The following is a 22,270-nucleotide window of genomic DNA, read 5'->3' as shown; positions in this document are numbered from 1 at the left end:
CCGGTGCGGCGGCGCGCGTGCGCGGCCGCATCCTGACGACGGAACGACATCGTGCCGCCCATTGACCTCGATCATCTCGCCGCCCTCGACGCGATGCCCACGCTTTTCGATACCGGCGCGCAGCCGGACGCCGCCGAACTGGCCGCCGCGCTCGCGGCGCCGGCCGCCGCCGGCCGCTACGACGAACTGCGCGGCAGCGCGGCCGGCCTGAACGCGCCCGCGCTGGCGCCCGCGTGGCGCAGCTTCTTCACGTCGATCGGCAGCGACGGCGTGGCCGACCTCGACCGCCGCGCCGACGCGCTGCACCGGCGCATGCGCGAGAACGGCCTGTTCTACCAGTTGCACGAGCAACGTGCCGGCGACGGCGCGGCCGGGCCGTGGTCGCTCGACCTGCTGCCGCTGATCGTCACGCCCGAAGACTGGGTCGTGATCGAGCGCGGCGTGCTGCAGCGCGTGCGGCTGCTCAACGCGACGCTGGCCGATTTGTACGGGCCGCAGACGATCCTGCAGCGCGGGCTGCTGCCGCCCGCGCTCGTCACTGGTCATCCCGGCTACCTGCGCGCGATGCGCGGCGCACGCGTGCCGGGCGATACGTGGCTGCACGTCGTCGCGTTCGATCTCGCGCGCGGCCCGGACGGGCAGTGGCGGATCGTTGCGCAGCACACGCAGGGCGCGGCCGGGCTCGGATACCTGCTCGAAAACCGGCTGATCGTGTCGCGGCTCTTTCCGCGCGGGTTTCGCGGGCTGCGCGTGCAGCGGCTGGCGTCCGCCTACCGTGCGCTGTTGCAGAGCATGCAGTCGCTCAGCCCCGCCGCGAAGAACTCGCGGATCGTGCTGCTGACCCCGGGACCGCACAGCGCGACCTATTTCGAGCATGCCTATCTCGCGCGCTATCTCGGCCTCACGCTCGTCGAAGGCGGCGACCTGACCGCGCGCGACAATCACGTCTTCCTGAAGACGCTGAGCGGGCTCGAACCGGTGCACGGCATCCTGCGGCGCGTCGACGACGCGTGGCTCGATCCGCTCGAACTGCGGCCCGATTCGATGCTCGGCGTGCCGGGGCTGCTGCAGGCCGTGCGCGCGGGCAACGTGCTGCTCGCGAACGCGCCGGGCTCGGGCTTCCTTGAATCGCCGGCGATGCTCGGTTTCATGCCGCGTCTCGCGGAAGGCCTGCTCGGCGAAACGCTGACGCTGCCAGCCGTGCATTCGTGGTGGTGCGGCGAGGCGGCCGCGTGCGACGACGCGCTGCCGCAACTCGCGCGTGGCATCGTCAAGGCATCCTATCCACCCGACGTGCAGGCAGGCGGTGCATTCGAGCCGGTGATCGGCGCGCGGCTCACGCCGGCGCAACTGGCGGAATGGCGCGCGCGGATTCTCGCGCGGCCCGAACACTACACGGTGCAGGCCGATCTGCCGCTGTCGCAGGCGCCGACCTGGCCGCGGCCCGACGCACCCGACGGCAACGGCAGCGCGCGGATCGTGCCGAAACCGCTCTTGCTGCGCGTGTTCGCGCTCGCCGACGGCGCGCAGCGCTGGCGGCTCCTGCCGGGCGGACTGTCACGGGTCGGCACGCGCGACACGCTGTTCAACGCGCCGATGCCGCGTGGCGGCAGCACCGTCGATACGTGGGTGATGACCGAGGGCATCGTCGATTCGACGACGCTGTTGCAGACGCACCTCGGCCCCGACGATCTCGTCGAGCGGCCGCGTGCGATCGCGAGTCGCGCGGCGGAAAACCTGTTCTGGCTCGGCCGTTATACCGAGCGCGCGACCAACCTGATGCGCCTGGCGCGTGCCGCGCTCGAACGGCTGCGCGGCGAAGACGACGTCGACAGCCCCGCGCACCTCGAACTGATCGACACGCTGTGCCGCGACACCGGGCTGATCGCGGCCGACGCGCCGCACGCCGTCGATGCGCCGCGCGCGTTCCAGCACGCGCTGGCGACATCGCTGACGCGCGGCGCCGATCGCACGTCGGGGATCGCGTCGTGCCTGTTCGGCATGCGCGGCGCGGCTGCCGCGATCCGCGAACGGCTGTCGAGCGATCAATGGCGGTTGATCGACGACGCGACGCAACTGTTCGCGGATAGCGCAGGACAACCGGAAGCGGAGGAGCAGATCGGCAACGACGCGCTGCAGCTGCTGGAACGCCTCGGCCTGCTGCTCGGCGCGATCACCGGTGCGCAGACCGACAACATGACGCGCGACGACGGCTGGCGCTTGCTGTCGATCGGCCGGCAGATCGACCGGCTCGATTTCCTGTGCAGCGTGCTGAAGTTCGCGTTCGACGAAGGGGCCGTGCACCGGCAGGACGGTTTCGAACTCGTGCTGGAACTGTTCGACAGCACGATCACGTTTCGTTCGCGGTTCCAGCGCGGCTTCGACGTCGCGCCGCTGTTGTCGCTCGTCGTGCTCGATACCGACAACCCGCGCTCGCTCGGCTGGGTCGTGCAGGCGCTGCGTGGCCGGCTGACGAAGGTCGAGCGCAGCGAAGGCTATGCGCTGTCGGAGCTGGCCGAGACGATTCCGGATGTGCCTGCATGGTCGCTGCACGAGCTGTGCGAGACCACCGAAGGCGGCCGGCACGACAAACTGCTCGCGGCGCTCGACACGACGGCGAAGGCGGTGTGGGAACTGTCGAACCGGATTGGCGAGCGCTATTTCAGCCACGTGCGCGAAGCGGGCAGGACGCTATGGTGACGACGAAAGGCGTGCCGAAAACGCCGTCCGGTTCCGGCTCCGGTAACGCACGGCAGGCAGCCGCACCGACGGCGGCCGCAAGCGACGCACGGGCCGCCGTCGCGCCGGGCCGGTTGCTGCGCGTCACGCACGACACCGAATACCGTTACGCGGCGCGCGTCGAATCCGCGCAGCACCAGGCACGCCTGCAACCGCTGGCGACGCCGCGCCAGCAGGTGCTGTCGTTCTCGCTCGACATCGAGCCCGCACCGGAATCGGTCGGCACCGAACTCGACGCGTTCGGCAATGCGCGCGCGTCGTTCGCGCTGAACCTGCCGCACGACACGCTGCTGGTGCGCAGCCGCAGTACCGTGCGCGTGACGCCGCCCGTGTGGTCGCTCGGCGCGCGCGGCGAGCCGCCGCCTGCGATCGCGAACCCGGACGCCGCGCATGCCACCGCATGGGAGGCCGTGCGCGAGCGCTTGCGGTTCCGCGCGGGGCAGCCTTACGACCCGGCGAGCGAGTTCGTGTTCGCGTCGCCGCACGTCGCGTGCGACGCCGAGCTTGCCGCGTACGCGGCCGCGAGCTTCACGCCGCAACGGCCGCTCGTGCAGGCGGCATGGGACCTGATGCGGCGCGTGCATGCCGATTTCGCGTACACGCCGAACAGCACCGACATCACGACGTCGGCGCTCGACGCGCTGCGGTTGCGCAAGGGCGTGTGCCAGGATTTCGCGCACGTGATGATCGGTGCGCTGCGTTCGCTCGGGCTGGCCGCGCGCTACGTCAGCGGCTACCTGCTCACGCAGCCGCCGCCGGGCCAGCCGCGGCTGATCGGTGCGGACGCGTCGCATGCGTGGGTCGACGTGTACGATCCGGCGTGGCCCGAGGATGGCGGCTGGCTACAGCTCGATCCGACCAACGATCGTGCGCCGGGCGACGACTACGTGATGCTGTCGATCGGGCGCGACTACGCGGACGTGACGCCGCTGCGCGGTGTGATCCGCGGCGGCGGGGCGGATCAGGAGCTGAAGGTCGGGGTGACGGTTGAGCCGCTCGATGCGGCTTGAGGGTGCCGCCAGGCGGGCTCAGCCGCTTTAAGTCTTCGTTAATTCTGCACGCCTAGCATGGTGATGCCGGCAGCGATTCGGACTCCGGTCCGACGCGCCGGCGGCACGCGCGGGTGCGTCGACGTCACGGCGCCGCGCCGTCGCGCGTCGCCATTTCCATGCAACGGCGGCAGACCATGATCAAGCACTTCGACTACACGCTCGGCAACGAGACGATCGCGCTTTGTGCGAGCTTCGGCGCGGGCCCGGCATTCCGCCGCGTGCTCGTGAGCCGCGCGGATTCGATGGAGACGCTCGTGGTGCTCGACGCACGCGGGCTGTCGGGCCTGCTGAAGGTGGCGACCGAGGAGCCGGAAGGGTTGCTCGACGATGCGATCCGCAAGGTCGGTGACGAACAGCTCGTCGAGCGGGCGATCAGCGGCCGGACGATCGTCGAAGCGGCGCTGTGATCGGCGGCGCGTGGGCATGCCGGTAGGCATGGCAGCACGCGCCGCGTCGTGTCGCGTTGTTATGATGCTCAGGCGGCGAACCGATCCGTCGCCGCGACCAGCGCCTCCAGAATCCCCGGCTCGTTGTACGCATGCCCGGCGCCCGGCACGATCTCGAACGTCGCGTCCGGCCAGGCTTTCGACAACTCCCACGCCGTGCGTGCGGGTGTCGCGATGTCGTAGCGGCCCTGCACGATCACGCCCGGAATGCCGGCGAGCCGATGCGCGTCGCGCAGCAGCTGGCCTTCCTCGACGAAGCCCTTGTTCACGAAGTAGTGATTTTCGATCCGCGCGAACGCGAGTGCGTAGTGGCCGTCCGCGAAGTGCGCGGCGAGCGCGGGATCGGGCAGCAGCGTGATCGTGCGGCCTTCCCAGATGCTCCACGCGCGCGCGGCTTCGAGCTTCGCGGCTTCGTCGTCGCCAGTCAGCCGGCGATGGTAGGCGGCCATCAGGTCGCCGCGCTCGGCTTCCGGAATCGGTGCGAGGAAGTCTTCCCAGTGATCGGGGAACAGCCACGACGCGCCTTCCTGGTAGTACCACAGCAGTTCCGCGCGACGCATCGTGAAGATGCCGCGCACGATCAGCGCGCTCACGCGTTCCGGGTGGGTTTCCGCGTACGCGATCGCCAGCGCGCTGCCCCACGAGCCACCGAACACCAGCCATTGCTCGGCGCCGACCATCTCGCGCAGGCGTTCGATATCGGCGACCAGGTCCCACGTCGTGTTGTTCTCGAGGCTCGCATGCGGCGTCGAGCGCCCGCAGCCGCGCTGGTCGAACAGCAGGATGTCGTAGCGCTCGGGATCGAACAGGCGGCGATGGTCGGGTCCGCAGCCGGCGCCGGGGCCGCCGTGCAGGAACACGGCGGGCTTGCCGGCCGGGTTGCCGCAGCGCTCCCAGTAGATGCGGTGGCCGTCGCCGGTGTCGAGGTGGCCGTGGGCGTAGGGTTCGATCGGTGGGTACACAGGCAGGCTCCGGGTGAGGGTGGACACGAGGCGGACGAGGCGCGGACCCGCGTGCGGACGGTACGGCCTGGATTGCTGCGCCGCAAAATTCGTTGCGTGGGCATCGGACCGGCCGCCGCCGGACAAGGCTTGTCATTATGCCCATTCGCCGCGCCGGACGTTGGCCCGCTGTGGCGCGTGTCGCCGGCGATGTTTGCCGCGCGGATTTTTGAAGCAATTTCATTCCGATATTTTTCATACAAAATCCCGGCGGCAGGTCGGCGTGCCAAGCGGGCGCCGGCCCATTCCCGCTCTTCCACCGTGCCAACGGAAACCAGCCGATGAACCATCGCGTCACGCAGTTGACCGGGTTGCGCGCCGTCGCGATCGCGATGGTCGTCGTCGGTCATGCCGAGCATGTGCTGCCCGGCGGCTATACGGGCTGGTATGCGCCGTTGCGGCTGATCGCCGACGGCCGGCTCGGTGTGCTGATCTTCTTCGTGCTGAGCGGCTTCCTGATCACCAACGTGCTGCGCGCCGAATTCGCGCGTACGGGTGGCATCGCACTGACGTCGTTCTACGTGCGCCGTGCGTTGCGCATCTGGCCGGCCTGCTACGTGTATCTCGCGGCCGTCGCGATCGTGGCGTTCGTCGGCGGGTTCGACGTCGATCGCCGGCAGTGGCTCTATGCGGCGCTGCACCTGTGGAATTACTCGGCGTGGTTCGGGCTGACCGGCGACAACGCGCTGCATCCGGACGGCGCGTGGTACCTCGGCCATTTCTGGTCGCTCGCGCTCGAGGAGCAGTTCTACTGGTTCTGGCCGCTGCTGTTCGCGTTCGGCATGCGCCGCACCGGCACGCGCTGGCTGGCCACGTTGATCCTCATCGTGCCGCTCGTGCGTGCCATTACGTATTTCGTCGCGCCCGCGCTGCGCGGGCAACTCGGGATGATGCTGCACACGGGTGTCGACCCGATCCTGATCGGCTGCTATGCGTCGCTCAACCGCGAACGGCTCGAAGCGTGGATCGGTTCGTGGCGCGGCGAGGCGCGCATCGTGACGGCGCTCGTGTTCGTCGTGCTGCTCGGCATGCCGCTCGCCGAACACCGGCTCGGCGGCTTCTGGAATGCGACGTACGGCGTGACGATCGAAGCCGCGCTGATCGCGATCGTGATCGTCGTGCTGAATTTCCGCAGCGGGTTCTGGTGCGCGCGCTGGCTGCGCGCCAGGCCGGTGGTGTTCGTCGGCACGATCTCGTTCAGTCTTTATCTGTGGCAGCAGCCTTTTGCGAATCCGGATCTGCCGGTGCCGCATGGGTTTCCGCTGGGCATCGTATGGGCGCTGATTGCCGCGACCGCCAGCTATTTCCTCGTCGAAAAGCCGTTCCTGAGGCTGAAGGATCGCTGTACGGCGCGCGAGGGGCGACGCGTGCGGGACGACGCGTTGCGGATGCCGGCGCCGACCGAGGCGATCGGGCCGAAGGTGGTGGAGTAGGCGGGCGGGGCGGCGTCGCGCCCGCGCCATTACTTGAAGCGTTTCATCGCGGTCGGCGAATACCAGAAGTTCCGGAACATGTCGATTCCATAGGACTTGCCGTCGTAGTGGACGATCGTGCGCGCCGTGCGCTTGCCCGTATCCGAGTAATCACCGTTCTTGCGCTGCGTCTTCGTGATGTGTGCCGTGATCGACAGGTCGGCGAAGCCGTGGCTCGACGTTTTCTCGACGGCGATCGTCATGCGGGCCGCTTCGCTGCGCGCATCGCCCGCACCCGGCCCGCAGGCGTCGCCTTCGACGCTGACCCAGCCGTACAGATTCGTGCCGAACACGGGGCGGATACGGCCGCCTTCATGCACCCAGAGCGTCAACTCTTCGCTTGCGTTGGCATCCGGGCAACTCGGCCCACGCGCGCTGCTGGTAAACACGACGCCGAACGCACGCACGTCGGGCGATAACCGATAGGGCGCCGTATCGATGCGGTAGCTGTTCTCGTCGATCTCCGTCACCACGTCCTCTTCGACCACCGATCGATCGGCCGCCACGACCTTGCCGCCTTCGACGAGCGCGACGACCTGCAGCTTTTTGCTTTCGTCCGGGTTCTTGCTCTTCGGCAGCGAATCGAACGCGACGGCCGCGATCGTCGTTTCCGGTGCGTTCGGCATGACCTTGCACGACGACGCGACGACGAGCCGGTCCGCGTCGCGCGTGGCGATGCGGGCGCTCGCGATGCCGGCCCAGCGGGCGATGGCTGTCACGGTTTCGTCGCTGCAAGGCTGGCTGTCGGCGGCGTGAACGATGGGGGCGGCGGCGAGTGCCAGCAGCGGGGCGAAGCGCAGGATGCTCATTGTTGTCCTCGGAAATGTTTCTTCATGGGTGTTCGTGGGCGTCGCCTCTGACCGTGCGGAGACCTTCAGCAATCCCGTTAGCGAACGTTCGCAAGCCGTTATTTGACTCGCTGAGCGTCAACGTTCTCTATGTCCTTATCATGCTGCTTTTATCCAGCACCGAGCTCATCCTAGCTAACCTGCTTAAGCCACGTGTTTAATTGACGCGTACGATCACGCGTTCTTTCGATTTCGCAAGTCAGTAGATCAAGATTACGATCCGCGCCTGCCTCGTTTATCAGATACCAAGCAGAACACTCGTTGTCGATAAAACGGAGCCATTGCCGCTGAGCCTCGATGAATTTCGCCTTGAGTGCCGGATAGTTGACGTACTCGTCACGTGGCCGAGACAGCGATTTCAAAACCTTTCGGTAAGTGCGGTTCAATTCGTCGTCGGCTTGCTGCAACTCATCCTGACTACGCTGCAGCAAACACTCCGGCGCCACGCTGTCAGGTGCGCAACTCTGCGCTTGTGCAGCGGCGACTCCAGAAAATGTCAGCACCATGGAGACGCCGAGCATTGCGCGACGGAAGCGGGAACCCGATACGTGGACAGGAATTTTTGCTCCCATTTTTGTTTTCTCCTTGATATGGCGATCGATGGATTCCCGGCGTCGATCGCGTTCGACAGCGTCGTCTGAAGCGCGTATCGTCGACTTGCTTTAAAGAGGCGCGATCAGATTTGGAAAAACCGATTGTCTGGGAATGACGCGGCCATGTCGAGTGACTGAAATGCGCGAATGCCGACAACGTGTCCCATGTTTCCCCAAATTTGCAAATAACAATAAAAAAGGCCCTTGCGGGCCTTTTCATAGACGAAGGTGCGGACAACGCTCACCGCGTCAGCGCCGTAAACCCTTCCAGCAACCGCTCGACATCGGCCGCCTGAATCGCGCCCATCGTCGAGATCCGGAACAGCTCCTTCGAGAGCCCGCCTTGCCCGGCATAAATCACGAAGCCACGCGCCTTCAACCCGTCGTGCAGCGTCTCGTACGTGACACCCTGCGGCAACCGATACGCACGCAGCACGACCGACGACGCACCTTCCGGCAGCACCAGCGGCATCCCGCGCGCAGCAAGCCCTGCCTGCGCCTGATCGGCAAGCGCCTTGTAATGCGCATGCCGGGCACGCCAGCCGCCAGCCTCGTCAAACTCGCGCAACGCCTCGACGAGCGCGTAATACGCATGCACGGAAGGCGTAAACGGCGTATTCCGCTGATCCTGCAGCTTCGCGAGCCGACCGAGATCGAGGTAGTAAGTCCGGCTTGCGGCCTTCGTGAGCGCACTGCGGCGCACGATCACGAACGCCGCACCCGGCACGCCGTGCAGGCATTTGTTCGCGGTCGCGGCAACCGCATCGATGACGCCGCCGGCGAAGTCGATCGCTTCCGCGCCGAAGCTGCTGACGCCGTCCACGAGCATCTTCACGCCGCGCGCACGGCACACTTCTGCAATCGCGCCGAGATCGTTCAGCCGGCCCGTCGTCGTTTCATGATGGATCACCGCGACGTGCGAATACCCGCCCGCATCGAGCTTCGCCCCGATCCGCGCGAGATCGGGCGCCTGCATCCACTCATGCTTCAACACGTCATGCGCGATGCCGTACTGCGTCGCGATCTGCGTGATTCGCTCGCCGTACACGCCGTTCTCGATCACGAGCAGCTTGCCGTCCTGCGGCACGAGCGCCGCGATCATGCTCTCGACGGCGGCCGTGCCCGAGCCCGTCATCAGTACGGCCGCCCATTCGGCCGGATCGAGTTCGTACGCGGCGACGAGGCGCGTGCGCGCTTCATCCTGCAGGTCGAAGAATTCGCTTTCACGATGGCACAGATCGGGTTGCAGCAGGCTGCGGCGCACGCGTTCGGTGAGCGTGACCGGGCCGGGGTTCAGCAGCAGCATCAATGGGCTCCTTCAACGTGGGCTTCGGTCTGCGCGGCGCCGATGTGCCGCATCAGACGGGTCTTGACCTCGACCGGCGTGACGGTCGGGCGGGGCAGGCCGTCGGGCACGCCAGTGCGGATCGCCACGCGGACGAATTGCGCACCGTCACTCGTTGCGGCGAGCGTCGCATCGAGCACGTCGAGCGTATCGCCTTCGACCGCCGACGCGTAGCCGCAGGCGGCCGCGACGCCGGCGAACGACACATGTTGCGACACCGTCGCCTGGCCGCCCGTCGATTCGTGCGCGCCGTTGTCGAGCAGCACGTGCGTGAGGTTGGCCGGGCCGTAGGTGCCGAGCGTCGCGAACACGCCCATCCGCATCAGCGCGGCGCCGTCGCCGTCGACGGCCACCACGCGCAGGTCGGGGCGCGCGAGCGCGAGGCCGAGCGCGAGCGGCGTCACGCAGCCCATCGAGCCGACCATGTACAGCTGGTTCGGGCGATCGTCGAGCGCATAGAGCTCGCGACCGCAGAAACCGGTCGACGCGAGCACGACGGTCGAATCGACCGGCGTATGCGCGATCACGCGCTGCAGCGCGTCGTGACGGGTCGGCCATGCGTCGGTCGATGCGGCGCGCGACGCCGATTGCGCGGCGACGTGCGCACGCGGCTTCGCGGCCGGGTTCGCCTTCAGTTCATACGGCGCGACGCTGCCTTTCTGCATCACGAGCGCGTACGGGCGGCCCGTCGCGTCCATGTGCGCGATCGCGCGGTCGAGTGCCGGGCCGACCTGTTCGGGGTCGGTCGGGAACGTCTCCCACGGGATCTCCATCGTGTCGAGCATCGCGGGCGTGATCGGGCCCATCAGCGCGTGCTGCGGCTCGTCGGCCACGCCCGGCTGGCCGCGCCACGTGACGATCAGCAGTTGCGGCAGGCGGAACGTCCAGGTCAGCGACGTGAGCGGGCTCACCGCGTTGCCGAGCCCGGAGTTCTGCATCATCGCGATTCCGCGCTTGCCGCCGAGCGTTGCGCCCGCGATCAGCGCGACCGCGTCGCCTTCGTTGGCGGCCGATACGTAGTGCAGCGTCGGGTCCTGCAACACGTAATTGATGAACGGCGTCAGGTACGAGCAGGGTACGCCCGCGTACCAGTCGAAGCCGCGTTCGCGCGCGGCCTCGACGAACTGGGCCGCTTCGATCATTGCGCGCCCCCGTTGCCGGCGCCCGGCTCGGACAGCGGCGTCTGGCCGTGCGCGAAGTCGCCCGCGCGGCGGAAGTCTTCCAGATCGTTGACGCCGCGCCAGTGGCCGTGCACGTACTGCACCTCGATCTTCTCGCCCGCGGCGACCAGCTCGTTGAGCAGCGACGGGATGTCGAGCGTGTCGAAATCAGGGCGCGCCTGCAGCGTCGCGAGCATCGCCTTCAGCCGGTCGACGCCGGCGCCGCGCACGTTCAGCAGGCCGATCCAGCGGCCGTGCGGGGTGCCCGCGGCGACGTCGCTCGATACGCGTTGCAGGTAGGTCTTCTGGCCGAACAGGCCGCGATCGTCGGCCGCCGAGCAGAGGGCGAAGTCGCGCACGCTCTGGTTCGTCGACTCGGTGAGCGACGAATCGACCACGACGCTGAATTCGGCTTCGCTTTCCGCGAGGTCGCGCACGATGTAGCTGCGGAACAGCAGGTCGCCGTACGAGATCACGGTGTCGCCGGTCAGGCGTTCGGCCGCGCACGCGAGCGACGCGAGCTCGCCCGTCTGCGCATGGCGCTCGTTGACGACGAGCTTGATGCCCGACGTGTCGATCGCGTCGGCGCGATAGCCGCCGACCACGGTGATGTCGTTCACGCCATGCGTCTTGAAGCCGTCGACGAGCCAGCGCAAGAGCGGCTTGCCGGCGACCGGCAGCATGACCTTCGGCTTGTCTTCGGTCACGGCCTCCAGGCCCTTGCCGCGGCTCGCGGCGAGCACGATCGCCGCGTTCGACGCGCGCGAGGACGACGACAGGTAGATGCGCTCGGCCGCCGAGTATTCGTCGGCGTCCTGCAGGCGGAAGATCTCGTTGACCGATGCGACGCGGTCTTCGACGTTGATCAGCGTTTCGCTCTCGTGGATCTCGCGCGCGGTCGCCTGCATTGCGGAGGCCGACGCGCGGATCAGGTGGTTCGCCCAGATCACGGTGCTGATGCCGGCCTGGCGGAACACGTCGGTCGGCGTGCTGTAGTACTTGGTCGGCACGATCACGAGCGGCGCCTTGCCGCTCCATTCGCGCGCGAACTGCAGGATCTCGTCGGGGCGCGACAGCTTGCTGTGGATCAGGATCGCATCGGCGCCGGCTTCCGCGTACGCGTTCGCGCGGCGCAGCGCCTCGTCCATCCCCCAGCCGGCGATCAGCGCTTCGACACGCGCGACGATCGAGAAGTCGGGATCGGTCTGCGAATCCTTGCCGGCCTTGATCTTGCCGCAGAATTCGTCGATTTCCGCGAGCGGCTGGCGCTCGCCGCCGATGAAGCTGTTCGTCTTCGGGAACTGCTTGTCCTCGATGCAGACGCCGGCGATGCCGCGCTGTTCGAGCTTCTTCACGAGGCGGCGCACGTTGTTGAAGTTGCCGTAGCCGGTGTCGCCGTCGAGCAGGATCGGCAGGTCGCTCGCGTCGGCCATGAACTCGAGCACGTCGACGACCTGGGTCCAGCTCGCTTCGTTGTTGTCGCGCACGCCGAATTGCGCGGAGATCGCGAGGCCCGACGCCCAGATCCCCTTGAAGCCGGCCTCGCGGACGATCCGCGCGGACAGGCCGTTGTGCGCTTCCATCAGGAATTCGAGGTCGCTGCTGACGAGCATGCGGCGCAGGCGCGCGCTGCGCGATTCGGTGAAGTTGGGTTCGCGTGCGTTCATCGTGCGGCTCCTGCGGTGGTGCGTTGAATCAGGGGAAGGATGTCTTGCGTCGCGCGGGCGACGTCGTTCGGGAAGTCGATCTCGATCCACGGCGAACCGGTGACGTCGGCGACGTCGAACGAATGGCCGCCTTCGAGCAGCAGGTCGCGTACGGCTTCCTCGTGCGGCATGTTCGCGCGGCCGCTGTCGACGTAGCCCGCGACGATCGTCGCGAGGCGGCGCGCGGTGCCTTCGGTGAAGCGGAAGAAGCCGACCGATTCGCCGATCGTGTCGTAGTCGAGATCGACCGCGAGCTGCTTGCGCAGCTCGACCGGCACGCCGTTCTTCAGGCACAGCTTGACGGGCTCGTCGCCGGCCTCGAAGTCGCGGTCGATCAGCAGGCGGTCGACCGCCTGGTCGGCATCGGCCACCAGCGCGTGCAGGATGTTCTCGTCGTACAGCACGTCCGCGTCCATCAGCAGCACGTCGCCGCCGCGCGTCATCGCGTCGGCGACGGTATGCACGGTCAGCACGCTGCCGAGGTCGTAGCGTTCGTTGATCACGATTTCGGCCTGGCGGCCGAGACGCTTCAGTTCCTGCTCGACCTTCTCGTGCTGAAAGCCGAGCCCGAGCACGATCTCGTCGACGCCCGCGGCGTCGAGCACGCGCAGATGGCGCTCGAGCAGCGACACGTCGTCGAAGCGCAGCAGGCACTTCGGGAACTGCGCTTCGGGCGGTTGTTGCAGGCGCAAGCCGAGGCCTGCCGCAAGAATGATGGCTCGCATGGGTTCTCCAACCAAAAAGCCGGCGATCTGAACGATCAGTCGGCGAGCGGCTGCGGCGCACGGCGCCGCTGCCAGTTTCTTTCACTGAAATGCAGATAGAGCAGGCCGGGCAGGCCGAGCGCGAGTTCGCGCGCGCGCTTCGCGAGCGACAGCGCAAGCGCCGCGTCGGGCGGCAAGCCGACCAGCGGCGCGAGCAGCAGGTAGCCGCCTTCCTGCGCACCGAGCGAGCCCGGGATCGCGAAGGCCGCGCCGCGGATCGCCTGGCCGACGCTTTCCAGCAGCAGCGCGTCGAGCCAGCTCACCGGATGCCCGAGGAAGTGCAGCGCGAGCCACACTTCCGCGGTGCCGACGATCCAGCCGACGAGACTCAATGCGAAGGTCTTCGCGACTTTCGCGCGATCGCGGTACAGCGCGCCGACCGCGTCGTCGATCGCGTCGGCCCGCGTGGCGAGCGACGACCAGTCGCGCGGGCCGAGCAGTTTCGACGCGAGGCGCAGGCCGCGGCCGAACAGCCCGCGCCGCTGCGCCAGATAGAACATCACCGCGAGCGCGCCGAGCACGCCGGTGGCGATCAGCGCGGGCGTACGCAAGTGCGCGACCGATTCGTGCGTCGCATACAGGCTGAACGCGGCGATCCCGATCAGCGCGAACGCCATCTGCGCGAGCGCCTGCATCGTCGTGCCGACGGTCACGGCGGCGGCCGCGTCGGCCATCCGCGTGCCGCGCTGCGCGAGGTGGCGCACCATCAGCACGGGGCCGCCGATCTGCCCGGCGGGCAGCAGGCTGTTCACCGATTCGCCGACCCAGCGCGCGCGCAGCGCGTTGCCGAGTTCGGCGCCCGGCTGCCCGCGGCGGAACATCACGGAGATCGCGAACGCATCGATCACGAGCGGTACGACGTGGAACGCCGCGACGAGCGCGAGGCCCCAGCCGGCCGCGAGGAACGTGGACGCGACCGCGCCGACGCCCTGCCAGGCCAGGAGTGCGATGAAGAGTGCGGTCCCGAGGGACAGCAGGATGAGGCCGGCGCGTGTCATGACCCGGTCGTGCGTCGCGTCGCCAGTTGCTTGAACACCTGGCGGAAACCGAAATACGCGATCGCATCCTTCATGTTCGAGATGAAGCGCTTCCACGGCCGCATGCCCGGGTTCGTCACATATTCGAACGTGAGCGACACGCGCATTTCGTTCTGGCCGAGCGGCGTGATGCGGTGGCGCAGCTTGTCGCCGTCGAACAGCACGATGCCGCCGTCGGCGATCTGCACGGAGCCCGGTTCGTCGGCGACGTCCGGGTTGCGCGTATGCAGCTCGTAGTCGAGCCGGCACGACGATTCGTCGATCACGCCGATCAGCAGCGTGTAGCGCCGGCCGTCGTAGTACGACGTGTCGTAGTGCCAGCCGATGTGGTCGCCGGGCTTCGTGTAGTAATACAGCGCGTACGCGTGCGGATCGTCGTCCGGCGACAGCATCAGCTTGTCGCCCGTGATTTTCTCGAGGAAGCCGATCAGCGCCTTCGAGCGATACAGTTCCGCGATGTACGGCGCCTGCTCGTCGATCGTATGGCGGCTCACGCTGCCGCCCTGCTTGTGGCCGGGCAGGTAATTGCGGTTCAGGCCGGCCTGCATCGCGCGGGCGGCGTCCGCCAGCTTCGCGTGCGCGTCGGGCGGCAGGAAGGCGTCGAGGTAGAGGAACGAGCCCTGGCGCGTGTAGTCGCCGCGCAGGCGGTCGAGGTCGAGCTGGCCGATGCAGTCGGCCACGGTGCGATCGGGATCGGCCGCGGCCGCGCGCACGGGCGCGGGGCGTGCCGGGCTCAGCACGGATTCGTCGCGCGTGCTAGAAGTCATTTGGAAGCCTGGATTTCAGAGGGGTTCTGCGGAACAGTGCTGCCGCGGCGCACGATGCGCCACCAGTCGATCACGACCCATGCGGCGAACAGCGGGGCGCCGATCGATGCGGCGAGCAGGAACGGCTCGACGCCGTCGACGAGCGTCACGATCGGCAGCAGGTACAGCACGTCTTCGGTCTCGAAGCCGCCGGCGAACGCCTGCTTGGTACCGGCCTTGCCGGCGATCGATTCGATCCGCATGCGCAGGAAGAAAATCAGCGCGACGGCCGCGCCGGCCACCGCGCCGAGCAGCACCGGCGACGCGGCCATCTGGCCGCCCTGGGCGACGATGCCGACCCCCATGCTGACGAACAGCGCGACCGTGACGAGCGCATCGGCCGCCAGGTCGTAAAAATGACCGATCTTGCTGGATTTGCCGCTGATGCGCGCGAGCTCGCCATCGGTGTGGTCGACGAAGTTCGACAACACGATCAGGAACGCGCCTGCATTGCTCCAGCCGAAGCCGCCTTGCGCGAGGCACCAGGCGCCGGCGAGGCCGATCAGCAGACGAAGGGTGGTGAGGTGATTCGGGGTGACCGGCGTATCGACGAGCGGTCGGACGAGCGAGCGCGCGAGCCGCGCATCCCAGGTGCGTGGCAGCGGTGGCTCGGGGCGTGTGGCGGTTTTTCTTTGGTCCATCGGCGAAATATATACGGAATTGTAATTTGTTGCTTTTTATTCGATCAATGTCCTGACATGCGGGAGTGTTACGGCGTCTTGCGCGCATCGGCCGGTTCAAAAACGCACGTGCGAACGGGGCGGCCGACGGGGTGGCCGGACTCGTCTTCCAGTGTGGTCCGCATCGCGCGACTGTCAAGGCCGGACGGGCCTCGCAGGCCGGCGAGGCGGTGTTTTTCGCGTCGGTCGGCGGGCGGCGCGCAACGCATGCGACCTTGATCTCGGTCAGGCCCGGAAAAGCCGCATCGGGCGACAATCGGCCGCGCCGGGCAGGTATCGGCCATTACCGAGCCACAGGTCGTCAATGTCGACGGAAATCCGTCGATTGAAGCGCGCGGCGCGGTGATCGGGAGCCCGCGATTCGCGTCGATGCTTTCGCGCACCTTTCGCGTGCATGCGGCGCGGGCGAATCGCCTGTCACAGAACGGTCGTTCGATACCCGGCAAATCCGGCAAGGATCTTTTGCATCCAGCGGACATTTCGCGGCGATGGCCTCTGCGATACTCCGACCGTGCCTGTGGTGCCGGCCGCCCCTGGCGGCCCCAAGGGCTTCATGTCGCTCAGGAGACACCCCCCGCGACGTCAACAGATCAAAGCGTCAGAAACCAGCCATGTCTTCATCACGCATCCTCGCTCCCGCCCTGCGTTCGCTCGTCCGCACCGCCGACGAAGCCGCCGCGCTGATCCGTCCCGGCATGACCGTCGCCATGAGCGGCTTCACCGGGTCGGGCTATCCGAAGGCCGTGCCGGCCGCGCTCGCCGCCCACATCGATGCGGCGCACGCGCGCGGCGAGAACTTCCGGATCAACGTGCTGACGGGCGCGTCGACCGCCCCGGAACTCGACGGCGCGCTCGCCCGCACCGACGGCATCTCGATGCGGCTGCCGTACCAGTCCGACCCGACGTTGCGCGACAAGATCAACGGCGGCGAAGTCGATTACCAGGACGTCCACCTGAGCCACGTCGCGCAATATGCATGGTTCGGGCTGTACGGCGATCTCGACGTCGCGATCGTCGAAGTCGCGGGCATCCGCGAGGACGGCCTGCTGATCCCGTCCGCGTCGATCGGCAACAACAAGACCTGGCTCGAGCGCGCGAAGCACGTGATCCTCGAAGTGAACGCGCGCCAGCCGCTCGGCCTCGACGGGATGCACGACATTTATTACGGCACCGCGCTGCCGCCGCATCGCAAGCCGATTCCGCTGACGAAGAGCGACGACCGGATCGGCGAGCCGTACCTGCGCTGCCCGGCCGACAAGATCGTCGCGATCGTCGAGACCGACGCGCCCGATCGCAGCAATGCATTCACCGCGCCGGATGCGACGTCCAAGCAGATCGCGCTGCAACTGATCGACTTCCTGCGTCACGAAGTGAAGCGCGGCCGCCTGCCGGAAAACCTGCTGCCGCTGCAGTCGGGCGTCGGCAACATCACGAACGCGGTGCTCGCGGAACTCAGCTCGGCCGGTTTCTCGAACCTGACGGCCTACACCGAGGTGATCCAGGACGGCATGCTCGACCTGCTCGACGACGGCACGCTGAGCTTCGCGTCGGCCACCGCGCTGTCGCTGAGCCCGGCCGCCGTGCAGCGTTTCGCCGACGAGATCGCGACGTTCCGCGAGAAGATCGTGCTGCGTCCGCAGGAGATCAGCAACCATCCGGAGCTCGTGCGCCGCCTCGGCTGCATCGCGATGAACGGGATGATCGAAGCCGACATCTACGGCAACGTGAACTCGACGCACGTGATGGGCACGAAGATCCAGAACGGCATCGGCGGCTCGGGCGACTTCGCGCGCAACGGCTACCTGTCGTGCTTCATGTCGGCGAGTACCGCGAAGGGCGGGGCGATCTCGCGGATCGTGCCGATGGCGAGCCACGTCGACCATACCGAGCACGACGTCGCGGTCGTCGTCACCGAGCAGGGGCTGGCCGACCTGCGCGGCCTGTCGCCGAAGCAGCGCGCGCGCAAGATCATCGCGACCTGCGCGCACCCCGACTACCGTCCGATGCTCGAGGACTACTTCGAGCGCGCGTCGCGCGACAGCTTCGGCAAGCACACGCCGCATCTGCTCGCCGAGGCGCTGTCGTGGCACGAGCGCTACGTGCGCACCGGGACGATGAAGGCCTGACGCGGCTGCGGACGGGCGCATGCGCGCCCGTCAGTCCATCGCCGCGTGCGCGACGTCGACGCTCGCCGTTTTCTGCGGCGGGCGGATCAGCAGCAACAGCGGAATCATCAGCAGCGTCGCGACGAACATCAGCTTGAAGTCGTTCAGGTACGCGATCATCGTCGCCTGCTGGTTGATCGTGCGGTCGAGCAGCGCGAGATCGACGCGGCTGCCGGCGATCGCCTGCACGGCCGGGTTGAACGGCGTGATGTGCGTCGCGAGGTCGGCATGCGCGACCTGCGTGTTGCGCGTCATCAGCGTCTGCACGATCGAGATGCCGATACTGCTGCCGATGTTGCGCATCAGGCTGTAGGTGGCCGTGCCGTCCGCGCGCAGCTCGGGCGGCAGCGTCGAGAACGACAGCGCGCTCAGCGGCACGAACACGAGCCCGAGGCCGAAGCCCTGGATCACGCCGGGCCACACGATGTCCGCTTCGGACAGCACGACCGTGTACTGCATCATCTGCCACAGCGCGAGCGCGGAAATCGACAGCCCCGCGAGCAGCAGCATCCGCGCATCCACGTATTTCAGCAGCCGGCCGACGAACAGCATCGCGATCATCGTGCCGGCGCCGCTCGGCGCGGTGACGAGGCCCGTCGTCGCGACCGGGTAGCCCATCAGGTTCTGCAGCATCGGCGGCAGCAGCGCGCGCGTCGCGTACAGCACCGCGCCGACCACGAAGATGAACAGCGTGCCCGTCGCGAAATTCGGGTCGCGCAGCAGTTCCGACTTGAAGAACGACGCCTTGCCGACGGTCGCCGTATGCGCGAGGAAGAACGCGAAGCCGAGCGCCGCGACGAGCGCCTCGATGCGGATCTCGTACGAACCGAACCAGTCGAGCTGTTCGCCGCGGTCGAGCATCGCCTGGAACGCACCGATCGCGAGCGCGAGCGTCGCGAAGCCGAATGCGTCGAATTTCACGTGCGGACGCGGCGCGCGCGCCGGCAGGAAGGTCATCACGCCGGCGAGCGCGAACGCGCCGATCGGCACGTTGATGAAGAACACCCAGCGCCAGTTGTAGCTGTCGGTGAGCCAGCCGCCGAGCGTCGGGCCGAGGATCGGGCCGACCATCACGCCCATTCCCCAGATCGCCATCGCCTGGCCCTGTTTCTCGCGCGGGTTGATGTCGAGCAGGATCGATTGCGACAGCGGCACCAGCGCCGCGCCGAACACGCCCTGCAGCAGCCGCGCGCCGACGATCTGCACGAGCGTCTCCGACAGCCCGCACAGCGCCGACGCCACCGTGAAGCCCGCGATCGACACGATCAGCAGCCGCTTCACGCTTGTATGTTCAGTACTGACCAGTACGGTAAAGTCTGGTGGTAGCCAGACGAGACCGTGCAGTTTGCCCCGCGCTTGGGTGTTGGAGCCCGTGACTGAGTACAAAACGCACGGTTGCCGTGCTGGTCTTCCTGAAGCCCGAACGGTTACGCGCGCCATTTACATCGAGTGCGCATGTACAAGCATGGGATCCGAAGATCATGTCTGCTCCTTCTGCCGTAACGGTCGGCATTGACGTCGCAAAAGCTCACGTCGATGTTTCCGTACTGGGTGCCAATCTGGACATCCGTCGATTCAACAACGATGCCGAGGGCCACTCGGCCCTGGCTGTTGCCCTTCAGCCGCTGAACGTGCAGTTGGTCGTGATGGAGGCGACCGGTGGCTACGAGACCGAGCTGGCGTGCGCCTTGCAAGGTGCGGGTTTGCCGGTCGCTGTCGTCAACCCTCGGCAAGCACGCGATTTTGCCCGCTCGATGGGACGTCTGGCGAAAACCGATGCCATCGACGCACGTATGCTTGCCGAACTGGCTTCCGTGCTACTGCGTCGGGACGATCTGTCCCGCTTGCTACGTCCCGTTCCCGACGAGCGGCAGCAGTGGCTGGCTGCACTGGTGACCCGACGGCGCCAACTACTCACCATGCTCCTTTCGGAGCGACAGCGGCTCCAGATCACGCCGGTTGGTCTGCATTCAAGTCTGCTGGCTATCATTGCCGCCATCCAGGCACAACTCGATGACATTGACGCTCAGATGGTCGCTCATGTACGCCAGCACTTCGGTGAACTCGACCGCCTGTTGCAGTCCACACATGGAATTGGCCCGGTATCCAGCGCCTGCCTGATCGCAGAACTGCCCGAATTGGGCCGGCTCAATCGCCGTCAGATTGCAGCCCTCGTTGGCGTCGCTCCCATTGCTTGCGATTCCGGCTTACGTAATGGGCGACGACGGGTTCAAGGTGGCCGCTTCGCGATCCGTCGCGTGCTGTACATGGCTACATTGACTGCCACACGCTACAACCCCGCCATCAGAGCCTTCTATCAACGCCTGAAGGCCGCCGGCAAACTGTCCAAGGTCGCGCTTGTTGCCTGCATGCGCAAGCTCCTAACCATGCTCAATGCCATGGTCAAAACCAACACGCCTTGGGACGATTCACTTCATCGGGCTTGACTCGGAAGACGGTTACTCAGCCGGTCGGACAGCCAGCCGGTGAGCGGCGTCGCGATCGCCGCGGCGACGATGTAGGAGGTCAGCACCCACGTGATTTCGTCCTGCGACGCGGACAGCGTGCCCTGCATGTGCGGCAGCGCGACGTTCGCGATCGTGCTGTCGAGGGTCTGGATCAGCGTGGCGAGCATGATCGACAGGGTCAGCATCGGCCGGTTCAGGGCGGGCGAGGCGGGGGCGTCGGCGGCGGGGTTCAAGCGGGTGTCTCCGTGGAGCGGTCGCCGTGGGCGGCGATCCGGTATGGCGCAAATTATAAGCATACTTATTATATAGCCGCTTATCGCCAGGTCGGGAGCCGCGGGCCGGTTCCGGCTTGACCCTATAATCGCCGCATGGACAAGACCTATGAGAACCGGATCGGTTACCTGATCGCCGACGTGGCGCGCCTGAACGGGCGTCTGTTCGACCGGCGCGCGAAGCGCATCGGGCTGACGCGGGCGCAAAGCCGCGTGCTCGCGTACCTGACGTGGAAGGGCGAGATGAACCAGGCGCGGCTCGCCGAATGGCTCGAGATCACGCCGATCTCGCTCACGCGGCTGCTCGACCGGATGGAAAGCTATGGCTGGATCGAACGCATGGCGAACGACGACGACCGCCGTGCGTTCGTGATCCGGTTGACCGACAAGTCGCGCGAGATCTTTCCGCAGATGCTGGAAGTGGGCGATACCGTCGCCGACGACGGCCTGCGCGGCTTCACGCCCGACGAGCGCGAGACGCTGGTGCGGCTGCTCGGGCGCGTGCGGCGCAACCTGATCGACTGCGGCGGCGAATGACGCGGGCGCCCGGTCGGGGCGCACCGCTTGCAACCACAAAAAAGAGAACACCGAGAGATGATCCAGGCCCGACGAATCGGCCGGAAGACCGGTATTGCGATCCTGAGCGCGCTCGCAGTCGCACTGATCCTCGGGATCGGCATCGTCTGGCTCGGGCACGACGATGCGCCCGCGGCCTTCGACGCGGCGATGGAGAAGGCGAAGCGCGGCGACCTGGACGGCGAATTCGACGTCGCGCTGATGTACGAGCACGGCGACGGCGTCGAGCAGAATCCCGCCGAAGCCGCGAAATGGTATCGGCGGGCCGCCGACCAGGGCGATGCGGCCTCGCAGAACAACCTCGGTACGCTGTACGAAACCGGCGTCGGCGTCGAGCAAAGCCGGGCGGAGGCCGTGAACTGGTATCGGCGTGCGGCCGCACAGGGCCACGGCAATGCGTTGTGCAATCTCGGTCGCGCATACGAGCACGGCGAAGGCGCGCCGCAGGATAGTGCGGAAGCGGTGCGGCTTTACCGGCGTGCGGCCGAACAGGGCCTGCCCAGGGGGCAACTGTATCTGGGGTTGATGTACGACGCCGGGACCGGCGTGCCGCAGGATGCCGCGGAAGCCGCCAAATGGTATCGACGCGCGGCGGACCAGGGCGATCCGCAGGCGCAGAACGCCCTCGGCTACCTGTACGACAGCGGGCGCGGTGTGAAGCAGAGCGACATCGACGCATTCAACTGGTATCGACTCGCCGCGGAGCAGGGCTACGCGAACGCGCAGAACAATCTCGGGCTGATGTACGAGAGCGGGCAGGGCGTGCGCCAGGACGACGTCGAAGCGGTGAAATGGTATCGGCTGGCCGCGGCCCAGGGTGTCGCGACCTCGCTGTTCCGGCTGGGCGTGCAGTACTACTCGGGTGGCGGTGCCGGGCACGATCCGATCGCCGCGAACGCGCTGCTGGGCCTGGCTGCCGCCGCCGGCGAGACGCGCGCTCAGGCGTACCTCGATCAGGGCGCGAAGCTCACCGCGCCGGCCGATATCGAGAAGGCCGCCCGGCTAAGGGCCGAGATGAGCCGGCCGGGCAACCTGCTCGACGCGCTCGATCGCTACGAGGACACGGCGCAGCGCGGCGACGGCGGCTGATCTCGTCGGTTTGCTGGAGACGGACAGGCGCGGCTGGGGATACGCCGGCGC

The 22,270-nt window shown here is 67.3% G+C and carries 18 protein-coding genes and 2 pseudogenes; 8 read left to right on the top strand and 12 right to left on the bottom strand.

The features are described from left to right. The first annotated feature begins 93 nt into the window (after positions 1-93). From DTA15_RS24070 to DTA15_RS24060, 3 genes are all read left to right on the top strand, one after another. Entirely contained in the window at positions 94-2,700 is a 2,607-nt protein-coding gene (locus DTA15_RS24070; RefSeq protein WP_041494541.1) for a circularly permuted type 2 ATP-grasp protein, read from the top strand. Next, positions 2,694-3,749, top strand: a complete 1,056-nt coding sequence (locus tag DTA15_RS24065; protein ID WP_006484678.1) for a transglutaminase family protein — start codon at positions 2,694-2,696, stop codon at positions 3,747-3,749. Before DTA15_RS24070 ends, DTA15_RS24065 begins: the two co-directional genes overlap by 7 nt. A gap of 176 nt (positions 3,750-3,925) precedes the next feature. Next, complete coding sequence (locus tag DTA15_RS24060) at positions 3,926-4,198, top strand: hypothetical protein (RefSeq protein ID WP_006492692.1); 273 nt, start codon at positions 3,926-3,928, stop codon at positions 4,196-4,198. Between the two features lie 68 nt (positions 4,199-4,266). On the opposite strand, the gene pip is transcribed toward DTA15_RS24060, so the two are convergent. Next, positions 4,267-5,199, bottom strand: coding sequence for a prolyl aminopeptidase (gene pip / locus DTA15_RS24055; protein ID WP_006484702.1), 933 nt, complete (start codon positions 5,197-5,199; stop codon positions 4,267-4,269). Between the two features lie 320 nt (positions 5,200-5,519). On the opposite strand from pip, the gene DTA15_RS24050 reads away from it, so the two are divergent. Then, on the top strand, positions 5,520-6,671 hold the full coding sequence (locus DTA15_RS24050; protein ID WP_006484700.1) for an acyltransferase family protein: 1,152 nt from the start codon (positions 5,520-5,522) through the stop codon (positions 6,669-6,671). Between the two features lie 29 nt (positions 6,672-6,700). Here the strand turns inward: DTA15_RS24050 and DTA15_RS24045 are convergent, their stop codons facing one another. The 9 genes from DTA15_RS24045 to DTA15_RS24005 all read right to left on the bottom strand — a co-directional run bounded on the left by DTA15_RS24045 (position 6,701) and on the right by DTA15_RS24005 (position 15,610). Further along, the gene (locus tag DTA15_RS24045) at positions 6,701-7,519 is read right to left on the bottom strand and encodes a PA3715 family protein (RefSeq protein ID WP_006484684.1); all 819 of its coding nucleotides are present in this window, start codon (positions 7,517-7,519) and stop codon (positions 6,701-6,703) included. Between the two features lie 170 nt (positions 7,520-7,689). Continuing rightward, positions 7,690-8,130 carry a lysozyme inhibitor LprI family protein gene (locus DTA15_RS24040; protein WP_006484677.1) on the bottom strand — a complete coding sequence of 147 codons (441 nt, stop codon included), beginning with the start codon at positions 8,128-8,130 and terminating at the stop codon, positions 7,690-7,692. Between the two features lie 262 nt (positions 8,131-8,392). Next, a complete protein-coding gene (locus DTA15_RS24035; RefSeq protein WP_006484691.1) occupies positions 8,393-9,457 on the bottom strand; it encodes a 2-aminoethylphosphonate aminotransferase in 1,065 nt (354 codons plus the stop codon). Beyond that, positions 9,457-10,638, bottom strand: coding sequence for a phosphonopyruvate decarboxylase (gene aepY / locus DTA15_RS24030; RefSeq protein ID WP_006484696.1), 1,182 nt, complete (start codon positions 10,636-10,638; stop codon positions 9,457-9,459). The genes DTA15_RS24035 and aepY overlap by 1 nt, the downstream gene beginning before the upstream one ends. Further along, complete coding sequence (aepX, locus tag DTA15_RS24025) at positions 10,635-12,323, bottom strand: phosphoenolpyruvate mutase (RefSeq protein ID WP_006484687.1); 1,689 nt, start codon at positions 12,321-12,323, stop codon at positions 10,635-10,637. Before aepX ends, aepY begins: the two co-directional genes overlap by 4 nt. Then, positions 12,320-13,087: a phosphocholine cytidylyltransferase family protein gene (locus tag DTA15_RS24020; RefSeq protein WP_006492690.1), complete on the bottom strand. Its 768-nt coding sequence runs from the start codon at positions 13,085-13,087 to the stop codon at positions 12,320-12,322. The genes aepX and DTA15_RS24020 overlap by 4 nt, the downstream gene beginning before the upstream one ends. 35 nt (positions 13,088-13,122) lie before the next feature. Next, positions 13,123-14,124: an HpnL family protein gene (locus tag DTA15_RS24015; RefSeq protein ID WP_006484682.1), complete on the bottom strand. Its 1,002-nt coding sequence runs from the start codon at positions 14,122-14,124 to the stop codon at positions 13,123-13,125. Further along, positions 14,121-14,930: a HalD/BesD family halogenase gene (locus DTA15_RS24010; RefSeq protein WP_012493269.1), complete on the bottom strand. Its 810-nt coding sequence runs from the start codon at positions 14,928-14,930 to the stop codon at positions 14,121-14,123. Before DTA15_RS24010 ends, DTA15_RS24015 begins: the two co-directional genes overlap by 4 nt. Further along, positions 14,927-15,610, bottom strand: coding sequence for a CDP-alcohol phosphatidyltransferase family protein (locus DTA15_RS24005; RefSeq protein ID WP_006484692.1), 684 nt, complete (start codon positions 15,608-15,610; stop codon positions 14,927-14,929). Before DTA15_RS24005 ends, DTA15_RS24010 begins: the two co-directional genes overlap by 4 nt. Positions 15,611-16,260: 650 nt before the next feature. On the opposite strand from DTA15_RS24005, the gene scpC reads away from it, so the two are divergent. Beyond that, on the top strand, positions 16,261-17,775 hold the full coding sequence (gene scpC, locus DTA15_RS23995; RefSeq protein ID WP_006484688.1) for a succinyl-CoA:acetate CoA-transferase ScpC: 1,515 nt from the start codon (positions 16,261-16,263) through the stop codon (positions 17,773-17,775). A 30-nt stretch (positions 17,776-17,805) separates the two neighbouring features. On the opposite strand, the pseudogene DTA15_RS23990 reads toward scpC, so the two are convergent. Further along, a pseudogene (locus DTA15_RS23990) lies at positions 17,806-19,110 on the bottom strand (DHA2 family efflux MFS transporter permease subunit); the annotation flags it as partial. A gap of 185 nt (positions 19,111-19,295) precedes the next feature. Here DTA15_RS23990 and DTA15_RS23985 point away from each other — a divergent pair. After that, positions 19,296-20,261, top strand: a complete 966-nt coding sequence (locus tag DTA15_RS23985) for an IS110-like element ISBcen8 family transposase (RefSeq protein ID WP_006476181.1) — start codon at positions 19,296-19,298, stop codon at positions 20,259-20,261. A 14-nt stretch (positions 20,262-20,275) separates the two neighbouring features. On the opposite strand, the pseudogene DTA15_RS23980 reads toward DTA15_RS23985, so the two are convergent. After that, positions 20,276-20,515 (bottom strand): annotated as a pseudogene (locus DTA15_RS23980) (MFS transporter); the annotation flags it as partial. A gap of 135 nt (positions 20,516-20,650) precedes the next feature. Here DTA15_RS23980 and DTA15_RS23975 point away from each other — a divergent pair. Then, complete coding sequence (locus DTA15_RS23975; protein WP_006484698.1) at positions 20,651-21,091, top strand: MarR family winged helix-turn-helix transcriptional regulator; 441 nt, start codon at positions 20,651-20,653, stop codon at positions 21,089-21,091. 57 nt (positions 21,092-21,148) lie between these two features. Then, entirely contained in the window at positions 21,149-22,219 is a 1,071-nt protein-coding gene (locus DTA15_RS39390) for a tetratricopeptide repeat protein (protein WP_006484699.1), read from the top strand. The last annotated feature ends 51 nt before the right edge of the window (positions 22,220-22,270 follow it).

Origin of the sequence: Burkholderia cenocepacia, assembly GCF_900446215.1 — a bacterium.
GTDB classification, from domain to species: Bacteria; Pseudomonadota; Gammaproteobacteria; order Burkholderiales; family Burkholderiaceae; genus Burkholderia; species Burkholderia cenocepacia.
This window is presented reverse-complemented; position numbering and strand designations above follow the sequence as displayed.

What these genes read in the sequence shown, in the direction of transcription:
- DTA15_RS24070 (WP_041494541.1), top strand. Translation starts at nt 94, where the DNA reads ATGCCCACGCTTTTCGATACCGGCGCGCAGCCGGACGCCGCCGAACTG.
- DTA15_RS24065 (WP_006484678.1), top strand. Translation starts at nt 2,694, where the DNA reads ATGGTGACGACGAAAGGCGTGCCGAAAACGCCGTCCGGTTCCGGCTCC.
- DTA15_RS24060 (WP_006492692.1), top strand. Translation starts at nt 3,926, where the DNA reads ATGATCAAGCACTTCGACTACACGCTCGGCAACGAGACGATCGCGCTT.
- DTA15_RS24050 (WP_006484700.1), top strand. Translation starts at nt 5,520, where the DNA reads ATGAACCATCGCGTCACGCAGTTGACCGGGTTGCGCGCCGTCGCGATC.
- DTA15_RS24045 (WP_006484684.1), bottom strand. Translation starts at nt 7,519, where the DNA reads ATGAGCATCCTGCGCTTCGCCCCGCTGCTGGCACTCGCCGCCGCCCCC.
- DTA15_RS24040 (WP_006484677.1), bottom strand. Translation starts at nt 8,130, where the DNA reads ATGGGAGCAAAAATTCCTGTCCACGTATCGGGTTCCCGCTTCCGTCGC.
- DTA15_RS24035 (WP_006484691.1), bottom strand. Translation starts at nt 9,457, where the DNA reads ATGCTGCTGCTGAACCCCGGCCCGGTCACGCTCACCGAACGCGTGCGC.
- aepY (WP_006484696.1), bottom strand. Translation starts at nt 10,638, where the DNA reads ATGATCGAAGCGGCCCAGTTCGTCGAGGCCGCGCGCGAACGCGGCTTC.
- aepX (WP_006484687.1), bottom strand. Translation starts at nt 12,323, where the DNA reads ATGAACGCACGCGAACCCAACTTCACCGAATCGCGCAGCGCGCGCCTG.
- DTA15_RS24020 (WP_006492690.1), bottom strand. Translation starts at nt 13,087, where the DNA reads ATGCGAGCCATCATTCTTGCGGCAGGCCTCGGCTTGCGCCTGCAACAA.
- DTA15_RS24015 (WP_006484682.1), bottom strand. Translation starts at nt 14,124, where the DNA reads ATGACACGCGCCGGCCTCATCCTGCTGTCCCTCGGGACCGCACTCTTC.
- DTA15_RS24010 (WP_012493269.1), bottom strand. Translation starts at nt 14,930, where the DNA reads ATGACTTCTAGCACGCGCGACGAATCCGTGCTGAGCCCGGCACGCCCC.
- DTA15_RS24005 (WP_006484692.1), bottom strand. Translation starts at nt 15,610, where the DNA reads ATGGACCAAAGAAAAACCGCCACACGCCCCGAGCCACCGCTGCCACGC.
- scpC (WP_006484688.1), top strand. Translation starts at nt 16,261, where the DNA reads ATGTCTTCATCACGCATCCTCGCTCCCGCCCTGCGTTCGCTCGTCCGC.
- DTA15_RS23985 (WP_006476181.1), top strand. Translation starts at nt 19,296, where the DNA reads ATGTCTGCTCCTTCTGCCGTAACGGTCGGCATTGACGTCGCAAAAGCT.
- DTA15_RS23975 (WP_006484698.1), top strand. Translation starts at nt 20,651, where the DNA reads ATGGACAAGACCTATGAGAACCGGATCGGTTACCTGATCGCCGACGTG.
- DTA15_RS39390 (WP_006484699.1), top strand. Translation starts at nt 21,149, where the DNA reads ATGATCCAGGCCCGACGAATCGGCCGGAAGACCGGTATTGCGATCCTG.